This window comes from Paenibacillus sp. FSL A5-0031 (assembly GCF_001956295.1).
Lineage (GTDB): Bacteria > Bacillota > Bacilli > Paenibacillales > Paenibacillaceae > Pristimantibacillus.
On record NZ_MRTD01000006.1, the window covers coordinates 327287 to 351069 of the forward strand.

Here is a 23783-nt window from a genome sequence, read left to right on the forward strand (position 1 = left end):
AGGTGAGAAGCGGGTGCTTCTGCTTGTGCGTATTAAGTTAGTTGTAAATGTTACCGTGTTACTATACCATGGCCTACAAAGCCTTGTCAACAAGCGATTAAACTTGTTTGCTTTGAACTTCTTCAAGACGGATGACGCGTGTATGCTGGGTATGACTCCACTTTTTGTTGTTTTGCGTGAAGAATGCATGCACCGTTATCGGCCACCATGACAAGGTGAACAATAGAAAGGTCGGAATCCGCAAATATAGCTTCCACGAAACTTTAGCCATATACATGGATAAAGGTATTTGCACAAAAATATATGCCATGTACGGAATGCTCAGCCAAATTGGAAGCAGGTTGTACACGGAGGTGACGTTATCTCCGCCTGAGAGCAGGATGTCTCCCCAAATGATCGCTGCAATAAAAAATCCAGCCAAATAATTATAAGCATTGAACACATAAAGGGCCGCATCAATCTTTGTCATGCTGCGATCCTTGATTCCCTGCCAAAGCAGAGGAAGCATATGTTTACGAGTAACATCAAAGTGTCCTTGCATCCAGCGAAGCCTTTGGCGAGCTGATGCTTGGAACGTAATCGGCTTCTCGTCGAACACCTTTGCCTCAAAGTTGAACTTCGGATAAATTCCGCGTTTAATGCAGCGGACTGTAAATTCTAAATCTTCAACCAAGCTTGTAGCTCCCCAGCCCATTTCCTGAAGCAGCTTTGAATCAAAGCACATGCCTGTTCCACCTAGAAAGTTGGCAAGGCCAAGATTTGTACGCGGAAGCTGCCAAAGCCGGTTGCAGAACCAGTAGTTGATTGCATTTGCTGAGCTGACCCAAGAATCATTTGGATTTTTTGTATCCAGGTAGCCTTGAATAACTCTGAACCCATTGCTCAAATCATTGTTCATGTACTGCAAGAAATCAGTCGCTACAAGGTTATCGGCATCAAAGATCGCTACGCCGTCGTAGCTCTTTGGCATAGCCCACAACTCTTTAAGCATCCACTCAACCGCAAAGCCCTTGCCGCGTTGATTTGGATTTTCACGAACACATGCATATACTCCATCATAACTATTTACAACATCGACTGTACCATCGGTGCAATTATCGCAAATTACAAAAATATCATAAAGCTCCCGTGGATATTTCATTTTTTGCAAGTTTTCAATCAGTGCGCCAACAACCTGCTCTTCGTTATGTGCTGCTATCAGCAGTGCGAATGTTTTTTTCGGTGCATGAGAAAGATCTTCTTTTTTACGCCGCCATCCGAAAAACGTTAAAAACAGCTGATACACACCTAACAACGCAAATAGAATTTGAACCACAAACATAATCGTATTGAACATGCGGCATTACCCCTTTAGACCCCATTTTTTTTGCTTTTTTCAGCATCCACCCGTGGCTGCCGTAAGCTTTTTATTATATATTTTCTCTTTGTATGAGTGTTTCTCTGCAAACACTCTCGGACCTTAATTGATTCTCCACAGAAACAACTTCTTTGTCAAAAGTTGAATTAGTCTTCATTGCGCTTAATCTCGGCAGAAAAACGCTTGCATTGCTCACGGATGAATACATTACCTCCTTTTACGACGACTCAGCCTTATTTTCAACCAATTGCTAAGTTTTTAGCACTAACGTCCTTATTTACGTTAAAATGTGTGAAAATGTTTCTTAAATCGAAATAGGTCTATGTGACGAACAAGTGAACGAGAAAGTTCCGTTCCGACATCTTTTGCGGTTTCGACAGACCCTGTCACAACCGCGTGGAATTTGTCCATTACAGTTTTACCATCAAATGCACATTATTAAACAGTAATTTGAAATCAATATTTATTCCCTGTATTTGGAGCGAAAACAGGATACCGATAGACGCATGACAGCGCATTCTCATCAGGCAGCACCCATGGAAAGCAAGTTAGTGCTATAATACTTACTTATCCTTAATATAGGGACAAGAAATAGTTTACGCTCAGCGAACAAAAACATGCTAAAATTAAGTCTGGAATTGATAAATGTTATAGAAGTAAGCCACCGTTAGGAGGATGACAGCGATGGAACGAATGATAGGCTGGCTGAAAACGAGTGAGCAAAGATTATTGATTTGGGCAAACCGGAGACCTTCAGGGAGAAAAAGACATCGAATTCTGGGGAAATGGTTAAGTACGGTCACACATATGGGCGGCGCAACCTTTACGCTCGCAACCGCCCTTCTATATGCATTACTTGCACCTGCTCCTTGGAGCCTTACTGGGTGGCAATGCTTGACTGCGGTCGTCATAAGCCACTTGCCAGTAGCAATTGTAAAGCGTAAATTCAAACGGCTTCGACCTTATCAAGCGCTGCCTGATGTAAATACATGTCATAAGCCGCTTGTCGATTCTTCATTTCCATCCGGACACACAACAGCGATCTTCGCATGGCTAGTCCCTATATTGCTGACTAGCGGGATATGGATGACTCTGCTGGTGCCGCTTGCGTTAATAATTGGACTATCCGTTGGATGGTCAAGAATGTATTTAGGGCTGCATTACCCATCTGATGTTGCAGCTGGCGCACTGATCGGAACGATAACAGCTTTGGCAGTCAATTATTCTTGGGTATCGTCTGCAGTAGGACTAAATTAATTATCCTCGTCATCCGAATCATTCGAGACGGATTCTGATGCCTCAGCTTCCTCTTTAAGCGACTTCTCATGTTTCGCTTCACGATGCTTCCGAATAGCCTCGGAGCCGATAACGGCTTCAACACGATAAATATTTTGTCCTTTTTCCATAAACTTCATCTCATATTCCGTAAACACAAGGTCCTCTCGAGGGCCTTCTTTGTGTAAATGAAGCGAAATATTGCGCATGATAAGCTCCATTTCCGCGAAACTGTTCAATGAAAACTCAAACAGAGATTGTGAATCCGTCTTAAAATGGATCTCGCCGCGCTCGTTAAGCAGTTCAATATACTTGGCAACAAGTCTTGGATGCGTTAGTCTTCTGCGCGCATGCTTAGCCTTTGGCCATGGATCGCTAAAATTCAGATGGACGCGTTCAAGCTCACCCGGAGCAAACATCGTCTCGATTCCTTCAATATTAGCGCGAAGCAGCGCAAGATTGGGCGGATGCGACTCCCCTTTTTGCTCCCATACGATGCGTGCCTTCTCGCTTGCGCGGCGAAGAAGCTCATCATACATGTCAACGCCAATAAAATTGATGTGCGGGTAGCGAGCGCTCATTTGACTAATAAAACGACCCTTGCCCATGCCAAGCTCTACATATATAGGCTGGTCGTTGCCAAAAAACTCACGCCACTTGCCTTTGTGCGGCGCAGCATCGAGCACGACTAGCTCCGGCTGACCCTCTAAACTTTCACGAATACCTTTTCTTCCTCTTAAACGCATATGCAGTGATTCCTCCATTTATCGTAGACGATGCAACGAATAGACTAGTCCTTATTGTGCCCAAGAAATTGAGCAATGTAAAGAGGATAGAAAAAAGCCGCAGCCAATTATCGGCGATGCGGCTTGCTTATCATGTCATTGGATGTATAGTCGTTACAGCAAAAGCTGATACGGAATCGGAGCGTTCTCTTTCTGCTCACGCTCGTATGTTCCCACTAATACTTCATTCAACTTCTTGCGAGCGGAAATTTCTACACCATGATTATTGTGAAAGCGGACGCCTGTAAGCGCCATCAATTCTTTTACAGTTAGCTCAACAGTTACAGTATCGTCGCCGTGCGGTATTTTGGTTACATTATTCATCTCTAATCACCTCATCGATTTATTAGTAAGAGTATTTCCATTTAATCGACGTTTCATGAATGCAGGTGCATATGGGCTATGTTAGGTTTATTTGTTGTTTTGTCGCACTTTTAATATAACACTTCATGTAAGGTTATGCAAGTCTAAAAACACCCATTTCAAAAATTTTTTCCAATTAAAGCGTTTTCCGAACATTCAATATCTATTCGCATGACAAACGTGGCTTTTCCACTCGTTTTTCGCTAAAATATAGGGTGTAGGTCTTGAATGAAGGGGAAAACGATGATTAAATTATCAACATCGCAACACCAGCAGCCACTGCTTTGGGGCGATAAACGATTTCATACATGGAATTACGAAATGCATGAACAGTTGGGAGGCAAGGTATTCAAGGTTACGCTTGATGCCGGCTTCACTTGCCCGAATCGTGACGGGTCCATTGCGAAGGGCGGCTGTACATTTTGCAGCGCTCGCGGCTCCGGTGATTTCGCGGGCAGCAGGCGGGACGACCTCGTTACACAATTCAATAAAATAAGGGACCGTCAGCATCAAAAATGGCAAAATGCGCAGTATATTGGGTATTTCCAAGCTTATACAAATACGTATGCGCCCGTTGAAGAGCTAAGGGAATATTATGAAGTCATTTTGCAGCAGCCTGGCGTTGTTGGTTTGTCCATTGCAACACGACCTGATTGCTTGCCCGATGATGTAGTCGATTATTTGGCTGAGCTGAATGAACGAACCTACCTTTGGGTGGAGATGGGACTTCAAACCGTGCACGAATCTACTTCAGAGCTCATTAACCGTGCACATGATACGGCCTGCTATCTCGATGCCGTAAAGCGTCTTCGGGAACGCGGCATTCGTGTATGTGCGCATATCATTTACGGTCTTCCTCAGGAAACGCATGAAATGATGCTAGATACAGGTCGCGCCGTCGCCAAGATGGACGTGCAAGGCATTAAAATTCATTTGCTTCATCTCATGCGCAAGACGCCGATGGTACGTCAGTACGAGGCTGGTCTGCTTCAATTTCTTGAGCAGGATGAATATGTGAAATTGATTGTTGATACACTTGAGTTTCTGCCGCCAGAAATGATCGTGCATCGCCTTACGGGAGATGCGCCGCGTGACCTGTTGATTGGTCCGATGTGGAGCATGAATAAATGGTCAGTGCTGAATGCCTTCGACGACGAGCTTACGCGCCGCAATACGTGGCAAGGCAAGCTATGGCAGCAGGAGGTTTAGCGAAATATGGGGTTTCTATCAGTCCTAAGCATGGCTCACAAATGGATCAACGAGCGTACCTCGCCGGGTGACATTGTCATTGATGCTACTGCCGGCGGCGGTGTAGATACACTTGCGCTTGCCGAGCTTGTTGGACCTAACGGCACGGTATATGCCTTTGATATCCAGCAGGAGGCGCTTGATCGCACGCAAGAGCGCCTTTCTTCCCTTCAAAATAACAATAAGCTTCCCGATATTAAACTTGTGCTGAGCAATCACGCAAGTATGGCTGAGACTGTTGATCCTTCTATTATCGGACAAGTCTCAGCCGTAATGTTCAATCTCGGTTATTTGCCGGGAAGCGATGATCTCACGATCATAACCGAGCCTGCAACAACACTGGCTGCGCTCGATGCAGCTATCATGCTGCTTCGTCCTGGAGGTATTGTGACCTGCGTATTGTATCCAGGACATCCTGGCGGTGCTGAGGAAGCCGCCGCGGTAGAGTCTTGGGCAGCACAGCTGCCTCAAAGCTTAGCGCAGACCGTTATTTACAGGCAGACCCAGCGCAAGGCAGCACCTTACCTTATAGCGGCCGAGAAGCGTCCAACTGCTCGTTAATTTTTTTGCAACGCGCTCACCTTACAGCTCTTTAAAGCCAATTGCTCTGAATGTTATTTTTTAGCTGCAGTAGAACGACATACTACCGATATGGGAGAGATAAATAATGACAGTAAAACCTTATCCATTACAATTTAAAGCGGAAATGAAAGAACGTATTTGGGGAGGACGCGCACTAGAAGGTTTTGGCCTTGAAATGCCTGAAGGCTCAATTGGCGAAGGCTGGATGATCAGTGATCACCCTAACGGCATTACAAAAGTAATGAACGGCGAGCTTGCTGGCGTTGGACTTGACCAAATTCGTGAAACTTACGGACCTGTATGGTTTGGCTCACAAGGCTTTTCCGAGAAAAATGGACGTTTCCCGCTCCTTATCAAGCTGCTCGATTGCAATGATGACCTATCCATTCAAGTCCATCCTACAGATGCGTACGAAGGGCTGCCTGAAGGCGAGCTTGGCAAAACAGAAATGTGGTACATCCTCGACGCTAAGCCAGGCGCAAAAATCATCTATGGCCTAAAAGACGGCATTGACCGTGCGGCGATGGAAGCAGCAATCACTGAAGGCCGCATTATGGACGCGCTACAAGAAGTGACTGTTGAAGCCGGAGATGCCTTTTACATTCCTGCAGGAACCGTTCATGCTCTCTGCTCTGGCGTTGTTGTAGCTGAGATTCAACAAAACTCCGACACTACTTATCGCTTGCATGACTACAATCGCCTTGGGCTTGATGGTCAGCTGCGCGAGCTTCATATTGAAGATTCTCTTAATGTCATTGCCTATGAAGGCGCAGGCGCTGAGCGGATGAAAACAGACAGCGCAGTAGCTGGCCAGTGGCTGACCATCGCTTCTTCTCCTTACTTCATCGTTGAGAAAGGTATCGTAGCCGCGCCTTGGAAGCTGTCCACATCGCTTGATAGCTTCGTTATCCTTGTAGTTGCCGATGGTGAGGGACAAGTAAAATGGGCAGATGGCGAGCAATCCGTTAAAGCAGGCGAGTGCTTCCTCCTTCCCGCTAACCTTGGCGACTATGAGCTTTCCGGCAGCATGACTGTACTTCGCAGTATTGTACCTGCTTCTGTTTAATTTCATATTTTCAAACTAATAACAAAGAACCTCCAAACCCGTTTGCTTCATGGGTTTGGAGGTTCTTTTCATTTCAATCAGGACTACTTAATCATCGCTTCTTGACCAGCTTTAGTCTTTAAAGTGAAAGGACGCGGCTTCGGTTTGCTGCTGCCTGCCTCAAGTGCATACAGAACAACGAGCAGCGTATGATGTTCGCGATCAACCTCTCCTGTAGCAAGGAATGCTGCAAGATCAAACGGCAGCTTCTCAATAACCGCATGTTTGTGAAGCTCCTTCTCGCCAAATCGCAGTGCTGCGAATTCAGGAGATACATCCTCTGGGCGATCCGCTAAGTGGCGCATCCAGCCGCTCCACAGCGACTTGTCCATCGTAAACTCCCACCAAATTTTGCGAGGCTTATAATTATGATTAAGGAAATAATCGTATTTCATTAGCCCCAGCACGACGTCCTTATCAAGGCGTTCCCCTGCAATTGCGAGTATCTCTTCTTGAGATGCGGAAACTCTCTTCGTATCCTCTTGCAGTGCTGGCACAAGCTCGCTGTTCTTCTCCACTGAGATAGGCAGCGATCCAAGAAACGCCGAGAGCCGCGAGAACAGATCCTCCAGCTGATGGCCGATCTTTTGCCAGCCGCTTCGTTCCCAGAAATCGCCGAACGCCTGGAAGAAGTCGAATGGCGATGGAAACACACGATCAACCAAATAAAGCAGCGTATGATCCATTCGGTGCGCATTCCAATATTTCTCCAATACATCCTCTACCCGCTTAATCCGTACGATATCGCCAAATGGCATCAAATCATTGCCCAGCATTTCATAAGGCGATCTGTCCATATAAATATAGCCCCATTTATCTGCTTCACGGCGCAGACCCGTACCGCGCAGCATTTTGAGAAAGCCTAGCTGCAGCTCCTCGGGACGCAGCTCGAATACATCATTAAACGTTCCGCGGAACGTATCATAGTTCTCAAGCGGCAGACCGGCAATCAAATCAAGATGCTGATCGATTTTTTGAGAATTTTTCACTTTCATAACGGTACGCACCAGCTTCATCCAGTTTTGGCGACGCTGAACCGCTTCATTTGTTGGATCATTCGTAGATTGTACGCCAATTTCAAAGCGGAATATGCCTGGAGGGGCATTTTCAGCTAAATAATCAAGCACCTCAGGTCTCATGATATCTGCTGTTATTTCAAATTGAAAAACACAGCCCTGGTGGTTTTTAATCAAAAACTCAAAAATTTCAAGCGCGTAATCCCGTTTAATATTAAATGTTCGATCGACGAATTTAATAAGCTTGGCACCTTTTTCGATCAAATACAAAATATCTGCTTTCGTCCGCTCCATATCATAATAACGAACGCCAACCTCGATACTGGATAGGCAAAACTGGCAGCTGAACGGGCAGCCTCGGCTTGTCTCAAAATAAACGACACGGCTTCCCAAATGAGGAATATCCTCATCAAAGCGATGCGGGGATGGCAGCTCATTCAGATTCAGCTTGGGACGCGGCGGATTAATCAGCACCTCGACGCGATCCTCGCGCTGCTTCCGATACGTAATTCCGAATACCATATGGTATTTGCCATCGCCTTCAATCTCAGTAAGCAAATGATGGAAGGTCTCTTCGCCTTCGCCTACCACGATAAAATCAACCTCTTGCACACGCTCCATCCAATAGTCCATATCATAGCTGACCTCAGGACCGCCTAAAATAATTTTGATTTCAGGCATGATTTTGCGCAGCATATTAATAACCGTAATCGTTTCTTCGATGTTCCAAATGTAGCAGGAGAATCCGACTACATCAGGTTTTCTCGAAAAAATATCGGACACGATGTTCATCACTGGATCTTTGATGGTGTACTCTGCAATTTCAATATCGAATCGATCGCCGCTAAACGCCTTCAAACAGCGCAGCGCCAGTGATGTGTGTATAAACTTGGCATTTAATGTGGACAGTACCACTTTCATAAGTAATAACCTCTCTAACTTAAGCATTTGCCTATAAAGCACGCTTGCGAAAGCCTTCAGCGCTTATAGCAAGATGCCTTCTATTGTACAGAAAAAAATCAAAAAAAAGAAGAGGCATCCCTTGCCGCAGATCGCAGCAGCAGATGCCTCCATTTTTTTACACTCTTACTTTAATATAAAGCTCATTTTTGAGCTGCATATCGATGATTGGATAGCGAACACGCCATTTGTCGCCGCCAAGTGCTGTAACCTCGCCCGATTCAAAGCCGCGCGGCTCGAAACCATAATCGCGCTCGAAGGAAATGAGCACTTGAATTTTCTCATCCGGCAGCATCTTATGGAACTCATTCCCTAGATTAATTGCCCAAAGCCTGAGCTCCTGAGACATCGATGCTCCGTATAACATATAAAACCTAGGATCAATATCTGCTGTCAGCACGAGCCAGCCAGCGGAATCACGTTTGGCTTCCCACTTCGTAAACTTAGCCTCGCCTTCAGTAGTAGATACAGAAGAGAATTGATCTTTCAGCACCTTCTCGATATCAGCCAAAGGAGCGCCAACGAGCGTATCCGGCAAGCTTGAAGGTAAAAACTTGGCGTTCTTTATTTTCTCCTCTGTCACTTCGCTATTCAAACTAGCAGCATGAATAACGGATACAGCAAAATTCAAATCCGCGCTCGTCCCAGAGTATCCAAGCGTGGTGATGCCAATAAGGTCTCCGAACTCATTAAACAATGCCCCGCCTGAGCTGCCGTGATCGATCGGAGCACTTGTCTGAATGTATCGGATACCGTCTTCATAGGTGATGTTGCTAATCAGACCGTCAGAAACTGTATTTTGCAGCCCAAGCGGACTTCCAATGGCAACGACTTTGCCGCCTTTATACGAGTTTAATCCGTAACCTAGAACGACCGGCGGAATGTCTATTGATTTTTCTGTTTTAACAATAGCTAGATCTGCTGCCTTATCATAATGAACTACGCCTGTAATCTTCAGCTCGTCACCATAAACATCCAGCATAGTAGCGGAGGCTGCATCTCCGATAACATGATAATTAGTAAGAATCAGGTTATCTCCAATAACAACGCCGCTGCCTTGAGCGCGATTGGTCATAATAAGAACAACGCTCTCATCATATTTATCTACGATTTCTTTAGGAGTAAGTCTAGGAATGTTTTTCTGCTGCTCAAGCCACTCGTTGTATTCTGCTTGCTCGGCAGCCTCTTGCGATGTGATTCGAACCGCGTTAGCCGCTTTATCCCATTTCACATTTGCGTTAAGAGCTTCCGAGATGAACCGAACGGGTACAAACGTAACGCCTTTGCGAACGACAGCAGGTGAATCGAGCTTCACTGTTTTACCGTTAATGACCGCTTGCTTCATGCCTACTTTAAGAGAAATAGAACGATTGCCTTTACGTCCAATAATCGTCTCCGTCTTGCCTTCCCAAGTTACTGTAGCGCCCAGTGCTGTAAAAATATCGCGCATCGGAACAAATGTGACGCCTTTCTCTGCATACGCGCCGGCTGATAGAGATAATTTCTTGCCATCTACAATCACCTGCAGTTGTTGCGTCGATACGGCAACCGTCTTGCTTGCAGCGCTGGCTGCCGCTACAGAATCTACGCTAAGTGTTGACAATGGGGCAAGCAATAACCCGGCAATGAGCATAGGACTTAGCATAGTCTTTAAAATTTTTGTTTTCACGCGATCATTTCCTCCAAACTTTTCCTTTTTCACCATTTGGTAAATCTATCATTAATCCTACCACTCCTCTTAACTCTTTGTCTATTAGATCGAGATTCATAGAACGTTGTTAAACTGCTAAACAGAAGATTAGAACTGAAGCCCATACTCATGGTATAGTAGGAGCATTGAATCTAGGAGGTTTTTTGGCATGCACAGGGGAAAAAAGCGCGGAGCTCCTCAATCACAAGCAGATAAGAGCAAGTCTTACCCGGTTAACGAACCGATGGAACTGCTTCCCTTTCTCATAAAAAATATTTCAGGTGCTGGACGCAATGTAGTGAAATCCATATTAGCGAACGGACAAGTATCTGTAGGCGGAAAATCAACGACCGCTTACAACTATCCGCTTCAGCCCGGTCAAACCGTTACGGTTGGCAGAGACCGGCCGCAGGATAAAATACCGCTGGAAGGGCTCGCGATCCTGTTTGAGGATGAGCATATTATCGTTATAAAGAAGGAATCGGGGCTTCTGTCCATATCTTCTGATTCCGCGCCAGAAAATGAAGTGACCGCCTATCGTCAGCTTATGGCGCATGTACGGGTCGAAAATACGAAAAACCGGATTTACGTTGTGCATCGTCTGGATCGTGATACGTCAGGCGTCATGATGTTTGCAAAGAGCGAGGCGGTTCAGCAGCAGCTGCAAAACAGCTGGCAGGATTCGGTTCAAGAACGAAGCTATATCGCGCTTGTAGAAGGATTGGTTAAGAAGGAGCAAGGTACAATCAGTTCGTGGCTGAAGGAAAGCAAAACGCTCAAAATGTATTCCAGCTCCTATCCGAACGATGGTCTGCACGCCGTTACCCATTATAAGGTGCTTCGTTCCAATAAAAACTTCTCGCTACTCGAAGTGAATCTCGAGACAGGCCGAAAAAATCAAATTCGCGTTCATATGGAGGACATTGGCCATCCCGTTGTTGGCGACAAAAAATACGGCGCACGCACACGCATCATTGGCCGCCTTGGCTTGCATGCCCGCGTATTGTCCTTCACGCATCCGATAACCGGCAAGCTGGTCAAGTTTGAAACTGAAATTCCTAAGCTGTTTCTTAAGCCGTTTCATGTGACGGAGTAAACAGCAGCAAACAAACAAGCATCAATCGTTATACTGGAATGCCCACTGATTGTGAATCAGACGGCATTCCCTGGTATAAAGCGGCTGATGCTTTTTTTTGTTATACTACTATGGATAATTAATCTATCTATGCAGGAGGAACAGTATAATGCCACATTTATTATTCCGCGGAGTACCGTCCGAGCAGTTAAAGTCCGTTTCGGCACCGCTTGCTGCTGAGCTTGCCGCTATTTGCGAGTGCGGTACCGATAATTTTACAATGGCTTGTCTAAATGCGACCAGCGTTTTTGGCACTGAGACAGATGATCAAGGGTTTGCATTTATCGAGGTCGGGTGGTTCGAGCGGGGACAGCAAGTAAGAAATCGTTTTGCACAGGCAGTTACCAAATACGTCAGCCAGATTGGCTTATCCGAAATTGAAATCGTGTTTCATGCTTATCGCGAGGACAGTTATTATATTAACGGTGAAGCCGTATCGGAATAATTTCACTCCATGTATCGTGTGATGGACGTTATTTTCCAGTTGTCGTTGGAATCTTCCCACTCCCGGAGTCCCAATCCAAATGGTTTTGAGACTCCTCCATCTTTCTATTAAGCATGCTTGCTCCACGCCACATCATCGACATTTAACCAGCCCGCCCCTCCGGTAAAATAGATAGAAACGGTGTCCCCCATGTTCACGGATACAACAGGCAGCTTAACTTCTACATATTGCTCTTGTGCGTTAATCGCAAGATCTTCAATCTTTACTCCATTGATGGAAACCCCAATCATTCCACCAGCAGCGCTCGTACTCACTTTAGCAGAAAGAATATAGTCACCGTCATCAGCAACCGAGAAGGTCTGGGAAACGACACGACCGTTGCCTGGGTCAACATACATTAAGTTGGAACCGCTGTAAGGACGGTTTGAGCCGATCCCCGTGCCGGAAGTAAATGACCAATACTGCTGCCCTTCCTCAAAGCCGCCGTTCTGAAATGATTCATGAACCTTCAAAGCCACCATTGTTCCTGTACCGCTCACGACCGTATAATGTTTAAATCTTTTAATCTTATAGCCTGAATCCTCACCCGGAATAGAGTCGCTATTTTTGAAAATATAAGCCGCTTCCTCGTTTGGCTTCAGCTCTGGCTGCCCAAAATGGTATCTGCCGAATGCCCGAACAAACTGAAAGGGTTCACCTGGATTGATATAGTCGACTGTGCTCATAAACTGCTTCGGATCCATTTTTTCATAAAACAATACATAAATATAAGGCATCATCACTTGATCTGTCACATAAATATTGCCTTCCGTTTCATCCGATGCGTACTGTACAGCTTCTCCAAAGGACTCATAGAAAAGCGGGCTTATTTGCTTCGCATAAGTAGTGAAATAGTTAGCACAGAAGAAAACAAAGAAAATGGTGAACGCCGCTATAACGATAGGGAAAGAGTATTTAATCCGCTTGTGCAGCCACATAAGGCCTGCAACTGCCAAGTATACCGTCGGATAAAAAATAATATTAATACGATTGATATTCACATCTGTAATCAATGTCATTAGAATTGCCGTTCCGAACCAGATAGCAATGACTGCTGTCTCTATGCGGAAATTATTAATCAGTTTCATAACACCATATAAGATGCCAATCCCGATCAGCGGTAATGCTAACGGATACATATACCCAAATTTAGGCATGGCATTCCACAGCAAACCATCATTTTGAGTCAAATACATTTGCAAAAATGATTTGAAATTTTCCGCAAACGTTGAGAAAAAATGACCGCCAAATGCGGTAGAGATTTGCTCTACACGAGGAACAGTTAGCTTAGGAATAGAAAACAGAAATTGTATGGTCGCCATGCCATATCGATTAATAAGAAGAAACAGACCGATAGGTGCTGCTAATATAATGAGAACCGCGCAATTCCAAAGCAGAACTCGAAGCTTGAATGTCTTTTTTACAACGAGCAGAGCCAAAACGCCCACTCCAAAAACAGGTACAAAAAAATAAGCCGTTCCATAAGCATAAAGCGAAGCGGCTAGTGTTAATGTAAAGCCAATTAGCCATTTCGGCTGCTGCAGCGCTTTGAAAAAAAAGAACACTGCGATCAGCACTAGAGTAGGAAAAATATTCGACTCCAGCGCCCATCGTGACATCATAATATGCCAAGGGCATATGACGATAAAAAAAGCTGCAGCCGCAGCTGCATGCTTTCTTTTAACTAGCTGATTTGCAATCCGATAGAATAGCACCATGCTCAGTAGGCCAAATATGATGCTAACCATCCGAACTGACAGTTCATTTAAACCGAATAAATAGATAAAAGGCATAGACAGGTAAGCATAAAGCGCATTCTGACCGCTTCCCCATGCAATAAGATGAACCGGCAGCGATATGCCATTGCGATCAATGCCATAATGCAGAATAGAATAAGCCTCATAGCCGATCGATGCCTCATCCTGATTCAAGCCGCCTGGTATGGCGCCCGCATATACTACTCTCACCGCAGCCCCGACGAGAAACAGAAGCAGCAATAATGGGTTCTTTTTTACCCAATCTATAAAACTAGTCATTACTATGGGTCACCGCTCCGCTTTTTGTAATCGTATTCGTAGGACGAATAGGGTATAAATAGAAAAATAGAAGAGCTACAAGCAAAGCTATGAATGGGATGAAGCTGAGCATTGAACGAATGCCCCACACTGCCGCTTCCGCTTGAACCGCGTCCTTCACATAGCCGGTAGCCTCCAGCACAACACCCAGAACAACAGCCTGCAGTGAAATTCCCCATTTGACGATAAAGCCGTTCATCCCAAAGTACATGCCCTCTCTGCGTACGTTTGTCTGCTTCTCATCCTCATCAATAATCTCGGACAACAGAACATCCAGCAAAACGAGCAATCCAGCTAAACCGATGCCGATCACGACCGCCGCCATGGCCGCAGTTGCAACGCTGGATACGAATAAAAATGGAATCGTTGCTAATGCATAAATACTAACGGCAATCATAACGGTCATGCGCGGTCCCCATCTTTGCAGCAATTTCCCCCATATGTAGACGCACGGAATGGCAGCAACAAAAATAGCGCCCAGCAAAATCGTATTGCTGCTATCTTCAGCTCCGAGCACGTATTTGGTGAAGAAAGGGATAGCCGCGGGCAGCATGGCAAAGGTAAACTGGACGAAAAAGCTGCCGATAACGAATAAAACAAACGCCTTATTCGAAAATGTGAATTTCAAGGATTGAACGAATCCGACCTCTTCACGCGAAACTACTATTTTCTCCTTGCTCGCCGATACCATAACAATAAAGAAAATAAGCGCGATTCCGGCAAAAATCGCTCCCATCGGCCCCCAGCCCATATTCGCATAAACGAGGGGAGGAAGAGCCACACCAATAATCATCCCCAAGATGCCGAACATTTGACGCCATGAAGACACCGTAGCCCGTTCTTTCATAGTTGTAAACATTTCAGGGAAAAGTGCAGAATAGTTCAATACAACCATAACGAACATAATGTCATAGAGCAGCACGATCGTTAAGAAGTACCAGAACAGCGCTGATCCGGTGCCAACTGGAAACCAAATCGCAGTAAACAAGGCCACCAGCGGCACCATGCCAAACAGCATGTACGGAATGCGCCTGCCAAAACGGGAGCTCGTACGGTCGGAAATGTGTCCGAACAACGGGTTTAGCACCGCATTGACGATGCCGTGAATCACCATCGCTAGACTGATTAAAGTCGGTTTTACACCAAGCACATCCACATAATAAAAAACGATGTAGGATGCGAAGGCCTGTGCAATTAAGTTGACTGATAAATTTCCCGAGCTGTAAGCTAATTTCGATTTGAAGCTTGCCATAGCCATAAATAAAACGCCCCCGGTTACGATGAAAGTCTATTATAAATTACATATAACTCTCTCATCTTACCGCACAAACCCTTATTATTCCATAATTAACTTATTGAACAATTACTTCATTTTCACCATTCGGATATAAGGACTTCCGCTCACTAAAATCGTACCATCCTCAGTAAAACCAAGCTTTTTGTAAATCGCATAAGCTCTCGTATTTTCTGGCTCTACAATCAGCGACAGCCTGCTGCATCCAGCCTCTTTGCCCTTCTGTTCAAAAGCGCTAATTAGCGCCTTAGCTATGCCCTGCCCCTGATAACGTTCGGCAACTGCGATGGAATCCAAGTAAAAGTCGCCTTCTTGTGCCTCAACAGCAATCGTTTCATCCGCACGCACACCTTTATCTCGCCCAGGACGTGTAACAAATGGCACATCCAGCTCTGCAGCTCCATCGCCTGAATAGCTAAGAAGCATTCCTGCAATACCATCTTCTCTCCTATCGACAAGAACATGCTTATAGCTAATCCGATTGTCCTCGCGAACATAAAAATCGCCAAGGATGCGCTCTACTTCAGCATCATCCTCAGTTCCTGCCAATGTGTAGGCAATATGGCCGATCGCAGATAGCAGCAGCGGCATTACTTCTTTTAAGTCTTCTTTCACAGCTTGTTCAATCATGATGTCATCCCTCATTCTTTTAATGTTCTGTTATAATAAGTGAATATTATTCTTAAAGGTGATGAAGTAGTGAGTCATGTCTATTATACATTTCCCATAGGCATTCGGAACAGTCAGGTTCCTTTTGCCGAGCAAGCAGAAGCCGAAACGAGCCTTCAGCTTGTTGATGCAAGCCAGAAGGATGCCGGCTTCTTCCGGTCTTTAGAGCAATTCGGCATATCACTCAATAGGCCTCAAATTGCCGCTGTTCGCCATAACAAAGGAGCAGCGCTAACGCTGGCCGGAGCAGGATCGGGCAAGACGTCTGTACTCGTATGCCGAACTGCTTATCTGCTGGCTGTGCAAGGCGCCTTGCCGCAGCATATTTTATTAATGACTTTTTCCAAAAAAGCAGCCGATGAAATGCGAAGCCGCATTCGCGCTCTTCCTGTGCTTAATCCGCAAGCAGCAAGCGGCGTAGAGGCTCGTACCTTTCATTCCTTCTGCCTCCAACTGCTGCGAGGGCGCGGCTATCGCCAAGGCATTTTGGGTGAAACCGGACAAAAGCATATTTTTTTCAAACGTCTGATGCGGGAGCTTTTGCTGCAAAACGAATATGAGCCCGAAACCATTCTAGCACAGCTCTCCGCCATTAAGCTGCAGATGATCAACATCGAAGACCTTCCCGCTTCTACAACGGAGGAAAGAGAGCTAAAGCTGCTTTTCACCCGTTATGAGCAGTGGAAGAAAGAGATGGATAAATTCGACTACGATGATCTGCTGCTTGAAGCGTACAAGCTTCTGAGGGACGACAAGGCGCTGCTTGCTACCCTTCAGCAGCGCTTTCAGTACATCATGATCGATGAATTCCAAGATACGAATCAGGTGCAATACGTGCTCGTCCAAATGCTTGCCGACAAGCATCGCAATCTTATGGTCGTCGGCGATGACGATCAGACGATCTATTCCTTCAACGGTGCAAAAAACGATTATATATTGAACTTCGAGCATCAGTATCCAGGTGCAGCAACTTATGTACTGGATATTAACTACCGCTCAACGAGCACAATCGTGGGACTTGGCAATGCTATCATTCAATATAATAAGCTCCGCAAAGAGAAATCGCTCTTTGCTGTCAAGCCCAAAGGAGTTAGCCCTTCCTATGCACGGCTCAAGACGACGCAAGACGAGGCAAAGCTCATTACAGACACGATTAGCATGCAAATTGCTCAAGGCAATCGCTCCTTTGGCGATTTTGCTGTTTTATTCCGTACTGCGAGCAGCAGCAGGGCGCTCGTCGAGCTGCTTCTTACAAAGGAGCTTCCGTTTATCGACTTCGGCGACGGCCAGCTCTTTTATGACCAGTGGGCGATAAAGCCGCTAGTTGCCCATCTGAGGCTTGCAATGGATCGCCGCAATTTCGATGCGATGGAAATTTTGCTCCCCTCGCTTTATGTCAATCGGGAACAGGCTATGGCTTTCATATGGAACCAAGACAAGCAGCGTGCTAAGAAATGGCCGCTCATACATCTGCTTGAATTTCCGCAAATCAAAGAATTTCAGAAAGACAAAATCAAGGAACGCATTAAGCTTATTAAAGCGCTGGCCGAATTAAAGCCTGCTGAAGCTATTATGCAGCTTCGCCAATCCTTTTATGACCAATTTCTTGAAACGAGCAAGCGTCATGAAATGACGGAGCATAAGGAAGGTCTAAAGGAAGTGCTTGATGAGTTCGAATCTGCGGCGAGCACATATGATACCATTGAAGCTTTTCTGGCCTATATTGATGATATTACGGACAAGCATGCTGCCGTGCAGCAGCTTCAGAAGCATAATCATAACCGCAGTGCGATATCTTTGATGTCCATTCATAGATCCAAAGGACTTGAATTTCCTGTTGTATTCGTCATCGGCGCTTCAGAAGGCATTTTACCGCATAGCTCTGCATTAGCTGCGGATAAGCATAGTGACCGGAGCTCCATTCAAACGGGCGACAACGCACTGGCAGAAGCGCTGGAGGAAGAACGAAGACTCGCCTATGTTGCTGTTACTAGAGCCCAAGAGGAGTTGTATATCAGCTCCCCTGCTCTGTACCGAGGAAAACCGGCTGAACTATCAAGGTTCATCCGCTCTGCCTTTATGTCAGGTGAAGAAGAGGACGGTGATACTGAATCTGCTCTTGCATGGTTATGTACTAGCGATTCCTGCGAGGTATGGCAGCGTATTATAACGTACGAGGATTCACAATCAGAGACTCGTGCTTGCCCATTATGCCAGTCTCCAATGGAGCAAGGCACAAAGATATTGCCGAAGAAAAAGAAGTGAGGAGAAACGATTTGCAACATGAATGAACACCTCGTCCATTACCTTAAACTAGCTGATGCTGTGATCATCACAGATATAGAACATCATATTCTTGCAGTCAATCCGTCCTACGAGAAAATTACGGGCTACTCATCACAAGAAATAGCAGGGAAAAAAGCTGGCATCCTGCGAACATCCTATACGCCAAAGGAAACGCATGATCAGATGAAGCAAGCACTTAAACAAGGCTTGCCATGGTCAGGCGTACTAACAAATCGGCGAAGAGACAGCAGCATTTGGCATTCCTCCATTACCATAACACCTCTGCAAATCACAGGGGTAACCTATTATATCGGTATTTTTCGTGAGCTGGAGAAGTTAAAGAGCGGCTTCTATTTACCAGAGGAGCGCATCGGCTCCATTCAAAGCTCGATGCTTAAGGTGCTCGCCATTTCTTGCGAGATTCGTGATCCGGGCATCGAGCAGCATCTCGTCCGTGTGCGGGATTTAACGGAACGGCTCACTCACTTCCATAATGAACGCATGCAATTATGCTGGACGGAGGAAGCCGTGAACCGCATTTCTCATGCAAGCATTTTGCACGATATCGGCAAATCAGGAATTCCGGAGGGCATTCTATATAAGCCGGGTCCGCTCGCTTATTACGAACGAAATATTGTTGAGATGCATACCCAAATCGGCGTTGATATCATTGATAAAATTTATGCTGAGCTTACAGATGATTTATTTAAGCTTGAGCTCGAAATGGGTAAAAATATTATTTTATACCATCATGAAAAATGGGACGGCACCGGCTACCCGCATCAGCTTGCCGGAGAAAACATTCCTATTGAAGCACGTATCGTCAGCGTCGTTGATGTTTATGATGCATTGACCAGCACTCGTCCCTACAAAGAAAAATGGTCCGAAGAACGGGCGCTGGAATATATTAGTGAACAGCGCGGGCTGCATTTTGACCCTGAGCTCGTTGACTCCTTCCTCGCGCTCCATTCTAACGAGATGTAGTTGCAAAATAAAAGCGCCAATCCCGAACATGGAATGAACCGTGTCCTCGATTGGCGCTTTATTTGTTTGTTTTTATGCTCCATATAGCGCGTCGAACTCATCCTCTAATATAGACATCGTAATGAGATCATGAAACTTCCCATCCATAAACAAAGTGTCCCTCTCTACTCCCTCGCGATGAAATCCGATCTTCTCATACACATGGATGGCGCGCGGATTAAAGGCGTATACTCCGAGATGGATTCGGTGCAAGTTCAACTTTTGAAAGCCGTATCTAAGCATGAGAAGCAGCGCTTCTGTACCATAACCTTTGCCGCGATGCTGCGTCCCTTGAATACCGATACGTATATTCGCGCTGCGATTGATCGTATCCATATCATTTAGTACAACCTCGCCAAGCAGCTCTCCTGTTTCCTTCAATATAATCATGGAGTCAAATCGCTCTTCGTTTATGACGCTAATTTTACGAATCCAAGCTTCGATTTCCTCACGTGTAAAAGCTTTTTGTGACCCTGTCAGCAGGTTCATCTCCGTATCTTGTAAAAAAGCTAAATAAGGCTCTATATCGGACTCCTTTGCTGGACGCAATAATACCGAATTCCCCTCAATGATGTGTTTTGCAAGTTGTGTCATCACAATAATCTCTCCTATTTTTACTCTCAGCATTAATAAATCAACTCATGATTTTCCTGTATATTATTTTGTGCGCAAAAATCCTTATACTTCTGAAGTACAGTGAAAATATCATCTTGTCCGGTAATCTCATCGTTGTCATCGAAGTATTGCAGCGCTCCCCCTAATATAAAGAGCGTCAGCACCTCCTCGTCTTCCGTTATGAGGGTATGAATATCTCCGGGCGGTTCATAAATAAAGGTTCCCGGGGTGGCTGCCCAATCGCGCCCCTCATATCGCCATTTCCCTTGAATGTTGTACCCGATCACAGATCCGCCGGTATGCCTATGCTTGCCTAACACTTGATTGCTTTTTATTTTGAATAAATAAATCCATGTTCCATTGCTAAGATCAAAGCGTAAAGGTTTGAAATAGCAGGTATGATTTTTATCAAAAGGAACCCATGGCAAATCATCTATTTTAAATATGCGTTCAGGCAGTTGAAAGGCTTCTGCTAATTTTACAACGGTCTCGTCAATTAACTTCAAATGAAGACACCTCCCTCCTTATGATCCACCAGTATACAATTTCAACAGTTTCAGCTTATCTGGGTTTCTAACAATGTAGAGATGAAGTGCACCCCCCTGCACCACATGGAAAAGAGTAACCCCCTCGATTCCTTTATCTGATCGTAAAACAAGTCCCGTCTGACCGTTCAGAATTCTAAGCTCGGCTTTCACACTGCCATCAGCAAGTGGTCCTTTTTGAACCAAACCGAATAAAAACCGAGAAACATTTTCGCGTGTTTTAATAGGATGAATAGCAGCAGACACTTTGCCTCCGCCATCTGAAAGGAGTACAACCTCCTCTGCAAGCAGAGAAAGGACCTCCTTCACATTGCCCTCCGCAAGCTCCAATACAAAACGACGAACCCATTCTTCACCCGCAGGCTGCGCATGAACAGGTTCAGCCTCGGAAATCCCCATTTTGTCTCGCGCACGGCTCAGCAGCTTTCGACAATTGACTTCGCTTTTTTCTATAAGCTTTGCAATATCCGAATATTCGAAGCCCAGCGCTTCACGAAGCACAAATACAGCACGCTCCGAGGGGGTTATCCGTTCAAGCAAAACCAGCATTGCATAAGACAACAAATCGTGGTGAATAACGGCATCCAGTGCATCCGTCTCTTCTGTAATAATGGGTTCTGGGAGCCACGGCCCAATGTACCGCTCTCGCTGCTTTCGGGCGGACTTTAGCAAATCCAAGCTGCGGTTTGTCGCCATTTTGCACAAATAAGCCTTCGGCTCGGCTATGCTCTCTGGATCTATATCATATGCCTTCACGAAAACATCCTGCACGATATCTTCAGCGTCAGCAGCCGAACCAGTAAGCTGATATGCAATTTTGAACAAAAGCGCTTTATATTGCAGGTAAAGCTCTTTCATTTCGCCATCCCTCGTTTCCTAACAAGTGCTGCTGTTATCATTTTATGAGACTCGCATAATCCCAAGTCATTTTCCGTACCTTCCATCCGAGCTTCCCCGTTATGATAATGTCGAGGCCCCATTGCCTTGTCCATACCATTCCCCGCTCTGGCCCGAGACCAAAACAGAAAAAATCAAGATAGCTCTTGTGAACAGGTGCAGAATGACCCATTATATCTGCCGTTATGACTTTCCCCAGCCTATCTGCTTGCGCTGTCGCTTCCTTGCACGTCATCCTATCCTCAAGCCCGCTCACCGGGTCAACAATTTGAGCACAGTCGCCAATGCTATATATCCCAGGTGCTTCTTTCACACGGTAATTAGCGTCCACAATGACTCGACCATCTGTAGTAAGCGGCAGCCCCATGCTTCTGAGCATCGGATTGGGCAGCAGGCCAAGCGTCCAAATACATAAGCCCACCTTTAAAATCCCACCATCCGATAAGAGAAGCTCCCCTTCCCTCTCACGAATAGCTTTGCGTCCGTGCAGAACAGTCACTCCGCTGCCCTTAAGCAAGCGCTCCAGCTTCATGCCAACCTTTGCCGGTCCCTCCTGAAATAACCTATCCTGCGCATTTAGCAAGTAGAGAATCACTTCTGACGGATCAAGTCCGAGTGTACTTGCTTCCTTACGCAAAGCATAGACAAGCTCAGCAGATGATTCGATTCCGCTAATCCCCGCTCCTGCAACGGCAACAGTCATCCATCTTTGACGCTTCGCACGGCTTGTTTCCTTTACCGCTTTTCTCAAGTTTTCATGCCAAAGCTCTCGAATATGAGCTGCGCTTGCGAGTCCAGTCAAGGCAATACCTCCCTGATCGGCATCGGGCTGACGAATAACGCTTCCTGCTGCCAAAATGAGAATATCGTATTTTAAATTCTGCTCCTGCCCATCCTCATCTTGATACAATAACCGTTTATCCCTTTTTTCTATGGTCATTACCATTCCTTGAATAAATTCCACGCCATCCGGAAACAAGCTGCCAAAAGGAACAACAATATTATCATCATTGACAGCCGGCTTGAACAGCAGTACCTTCCTAAGATGGTATGGCTGCTTATCAATCAGAATTAAACGGAGCTTCTCAGCTCCTAATTCCGGCTGCAATGTTTTTCGTATTGCCTTGAGGGCGTTAATTCCCGCATAACCGCCGCCAATAATGACACATGTTATTTCCTTTTTCTCATTCATCTCCATCAGCTCCTGTGCATGTTTGCACATAAAACGATGAGATAAGCTCTTTTGTGACAATTACTCTAAATTTCTAAAATACTCCATCTTGCTGTCGATAAATCCGTCATCAAAATCAGCTGCTCCGATCAACTCAGATTCACTGAAGCATAAGCTAAAGAGCCAAAGCTGTCTAAGCGCTACGAATATCGGAACCGCTTGAATATCATTTTCGCCTATAGATCTGATTTCTCTATATCCGCAAACAAATGCATCCCAAAGACGTTCAACCTCATCTTTATCGTGCCTGCTATGAATTTCTCTTGCCAGTCTAAATTCTGCAATGTCATAAGCTCGCCAGCCATAACCGCAAATATCAAAATCATAATGCGTCAATGTTCCATGTTCCGTAAAAGCGACATTCGTATTGCCATGCAAATCCCCATGACAAATTCCAAAGTCCAGCCCTGCTTTCAGATGAATGTTAAGCTGATCTTTTAAGCGCATAACCAGCTCATATAGATATTGATAATCCTCTTGCCGATTTTCCATATGCTGCTTAATTATGCGAAGCGGACTGTCTATCAAATGCTCCAAATCGAGCTCTCCCCTTGTGTGCTCAGAGGTGAAATCGTCAGCAGCTTGATGAATCTGAGCAACGGATGCGCCAAATAGACGACTGTCTTCTGGATGCTGCATACGCTTTTCATGACCATCAGCAAAACTAAACATTACCCCGTACTTTACACCCTCAGGGACCAAAAACTCATTAATTAATGTGCCGTCATTTTTCTCAATCGGTACGGACACGCTTATCCCTTTTGCATGAAGAGCGTTTAATAAATCTAATTCAAAAGCAATCTCTGATTGGTTTCTCCGGTCCGCTCGGTACACTCTAAATATGTATTTGCCTTGCTCCGTCTCTAAAATATAAGTATCGTTCATCCCTCTCAAAAAATAGTGCAGGCGAGCGGACTCATGAATGCCATAGTGGGCTTTAATATGCGACAATAACGCTTCGGTTGATAATAGCGAGTATGCTACAGGAAATAAATGCAAGGGTACCTCATCCTTTTTCATTATCTATTTTAAATCGTGAATCCATCCTAGTTGTTTGCAAATGATGAATCTATTACTTTCCACTATCCATATCATAGCAAATTATTTGTCCCCGATCTGGTAGAGAATTACTATGATTAATTTTGCCC

At 45.3% G+C, this 23783-nt stretch carries 21 protein-coding genes and 1 other annotated feature (1 of these 22 cut by a window edge); of the genes, 8 read left to right on the forward strand and 13 right to left on the reverse strand.

What is annotated here, in order from left to right; translation table 11 throughout:
* Positions 1 to 31, reverse strand: a sequence feature (ribosomal protein L20 leader region); it reaches 127 nt to the left of the window's first position.
* A 66-nt stretch (positions 32 to 97) separates the two neighbouring features.
* Complete coding sequence (locus tag BK120_RS13490; protein WP_076268014.1) at positions 98 to 1336, reverse strand: glycosyltransferase family 2 protein; 1239 nt, start codon at positions 1334 to 1336, stop codon at positions 98 to 100.
* Positions 1337 to 2041: 705 nt separating this feature from the next.
* Here BK120_RS13490 and BK120_RS13495 point away from each other — a divergent pair.
* The gene (locus BK120_RS13495; protein ID WP_076268015.1) at positions 2042 to 2614 is read left to right on the forward strand and encodes a phosphatase PAP2 family protein; all 573 of its coding nucleotides are present in this window, start codon (positions 2042 to 2044) and stop codon (positions 2612 to 2614) included.
* On the opposite strand, the gene trmB is transcribed toward BK120_RS13495, so the two are convergent.
* A complete protein-coding gene (gene trmB / locus BK120_RS13500; RefSeq protein ID WP_076268016.1) occupies positions 2611 to 3378 on the reverse strand; it encodes a tRNA (guanosine(46)-N7)-methyltransferase TrmB in 768 nt (255 codons plus the stop codon). The genes BK120_RS13495 and trmB overlap by 4 nt on opposite strands.
* A gap of 153 nt (positions 3379 to 3531) precedes the next feature.
* Complete coding sequence (locus tag BK120_RS13505; RefSeq protein ID WP_076268017.1) at positions 3532 to 3741, reverse strand: hypothetical protein; 210 nt, start codon at positions 3739 to 3741, stop codon at positions 3532 to 3534.
* A 282-nt stretch (positions 3742 to 4023) separates the two neighbouring features.
* Between BK120_RS13505 and mnmL the strand changes: the two genes are divergently transcribed.
* The 3 genes from mnmL to BK120_RS13520 all read left to right on the forward strand — a co-directional run bounded on the left by mnmL (position 4024) and on the right by BK120_RS13520 (position 6676).
* Complete coding sequence (gene mnmL / locus BK120_RS13510; protein WP_076268079.1) at positions 4024 to 4989, forward strand: tRNA modification radical SAM protein MnmL/YtqA; 966 nt, start codon at positions 4024 to 4026, stop codon at positions 4987 to 4989.
* Positions 4990 to 4995: 6 nt separating this feature from the next.
* On the forward strand, positions 4996 to 5589 hold the full coding sequence (gene mnmM / locus BK120_RS13515) for a tRNA 5-(aminomethyl)-2-thiouridylate-methyltransferase MnmM (protein WP_076268018.1): 594 nt from the start codon (positions 4996 to 4998) through the stop codon (positions 5587 to 5589).
* Between the two features lie 106 nt (positions 5590 to 5695).
* Complete coding sequence (locus BK120_RS13520; RefSeq protein WP_076268019.1) at positions 5696 to 6676, forward strand: type I phosphomannose isomerase catalytic subunit; 981 nt, start codon at positions 5696 to 5698, stop codon at positions 6674 to 6676.
* A gap of 83 nt (positions 6677 to 6759) precedes the next feature.
* Here BK120_RS13520 and BK120_RS13525 read toward each other — a convergent pair whose 3' ends face one another.
* Together BK120_RS13525 and BK120_RS13530 are read right to left on the reverse strand one after the other, a co-directional pair.
* Positions 6760 to 8652 (reverse strand): B12-binding domain-containing radical SAM protein, encoded by a 1893-nt coding sequence (locus tag BK120_RS13525; protein WP_076268020.1) that lies wholly within the window; start codon positions 8650 to 8652, stop codon positions 6760 to 6762.
* Between the two features lie 157 nt (positions 8653 to 8809).
* Entirely contained in the window at positions 8810 to 10360 is a 1551-nt protein-coding gene (locus BK120_RS13530; RefSeq protein WP_179089796.1) for a stalk domain-containing protein, read from the reverse strand.
* A gap of 190 nt (positions 10361 to 10550) precedes the next feature.
* Here BK120_RS13530 and BK120_RS13535 point away from each other — a divergent pair, with 190 nt between their 5' ends.
* Positions 10551 to 11477 (forward strand): RluA family pseudouridine synthase, encoded by a 927-nt coding sequence (locus tag BK120_RS13535; protein WP_083681946.1) that lies wholly within the window; start codon positions 10551 to 10553, stop codon positions 11475 to 11477.
* Between the two features lie 148 nt (positions 11478 to 11625).
* Positions 11626 to 11961, forward strand: coding sequence for a DUF1904 family protein (locus BK120_RS13540; protein WP_076268023.1), 336 nt, complete (start codon positions 11626 to 11628; stop codon positions 11959 to 11961).
* A gap of 107 nt (positions 11962 to 12068) precedes the next feature.
* Here the strand turns inward: BK120_RS13540 and BK120_RS13545 are convergent, their stop codons facing one another.
* The 3 genes from BK120_RS13545 to BK120_RS13555 form a co-directional block, all read right to left on the reverse strand.
* A complete protein-coding gene (locus tag BK120_RS13545) occupies positions 12069 to 14036 on the reverse strand; it encodes a glycosyltransferase family 39 protein (protein WP_076268024.1) in 1968 nt (655 codons plus the stop codon).
* Positions 14029 to 15333: an MFS transporter gene (locus BK120_RS13550; protein WP_076268025.1), complete on the reverse strand. Its 1305-nt coding sequence runs from the start codon at positions 15331 to 15333 to the stop codon at positions 14029 to 14031. The genes BK120_RS13545 and BK120_RS13550 overlap by 8 nt, the downstream gene beginning before the upstream one ends.
* 105 nt (positions 15334 to 15438) lie before the next feature.
* On the reverse strand, positions 15439 to 15999 hold the full coding sequence (locus BK120_RS13555; RefSeq protein WP_076268026.1) for a GNAT family N-acetyltransferase: 561 nt from the start codon (positions 15997 to 15999) through the stop codon (positions 15439 to 15441).
* A 69-nt stretch (positions 16000 to 16068) separates the two neighbouring features.
* Between BK120_RS13555 and BK120_RS13560 the strand changes: the two genes are divergently transcribed.
* Entirely contained in the window at positions 16069 to 18303 is a 2235-nt protein-coding gene (locus tag BK120_RS13560; RefSeq protein WP_076268027.1) for a UvrD-helicase domain-containing protein, read from the forward strand.
* Between the two features lie 18 nt (positions 18304 to 18321).
* The gene (locus BK120_RS13565) at positions 18322 to 19308 is read left to right on the forward strand and encodes an HD domain-containing phosphohydrolase (protein WP_076268028.1); all 987 of its coding nucleotides are present in this window, start codon (positions 18322 to 18324) and stop codon (positions 19306 to 19308) included.
* A 72-nt stretch (positions 19309 to 19380) separates the two neighbouring features.
* On the opposite strand, the gene BK120_RS13570 is transcribed toward BK120_RS13565, so the two are convergent.
* Genes BK120_RS13570 through BK120_RS13590 form a run of 5 tightly spaced genes read right to left on the reverse strand, consistent with a single transcriptional unit; the run spans position 19381 to position 23634 of the window.
* Positions 19381 to 19941, reverse strand: a complete 561-nt coding sequence (locus BK120_RS13570; RefSeq protein ID WP_076268029.1) for a GNAT family N-acetyltransferase — start codon at positions 19939 to 19941, stop codon at positions 19381 to 19383.
* A 32-nt stretch (positions 19942 to 19973) separates the two neighbouring features.
* The gene (locus BK120_RS13575) at positions 19974 to 20468 is read right to left on the reverse strand and encodes a 2,4'-dihydroxyacetophenone dioxygenase family protein (RefSeq protein ID WP_083681948.1); all 495 of its coding nucleotides are present in this window, start codon (positions 20466 to 20468) and stop codon (positions 19974 to 19976) included.
* Between the two features lie 18 nt (positions 20469 to 20486).
* Complete coding sequence (sigJ, locus tag BK120_RS13580) at positions 20487 to 21365, reverse strand: RNA polymerase sigma factor SigJ (protein ID WP_076268030.1); 879 nt, start codon at positions 21363 to 21365, stop codon at positions 20487 to 20489.
* A gap of 37 nt (positions 21366 to 21402) precedes the next feature.
* Positions 21403 to 22596, reverse strand: a complete 1194-nt coding sequence (locus tag BK120_RS13585; protein WP_076268031.1) for an NAD(P)/FAD-dependent oxidoreductase — start codon at positions 22594 to 22596, stop codon at positions 21403 to 21405.
* A 60-nt stretch (positions 22597 to 22656) separates the two neighbouring features.
* On the reverse strand, positions 22657 to 23634 hold the full coding sequence (locus tag BK120_RS13590) for a phosphotransferase enzyme family protein (protein ID WP_076268032.1): 978 nt from the start codon (positions 23632 to 23634) through the stop codon (positions 22657 to 22659).
* Positions 23635 to 23783 lie beyond the last annotated feature (149 nt).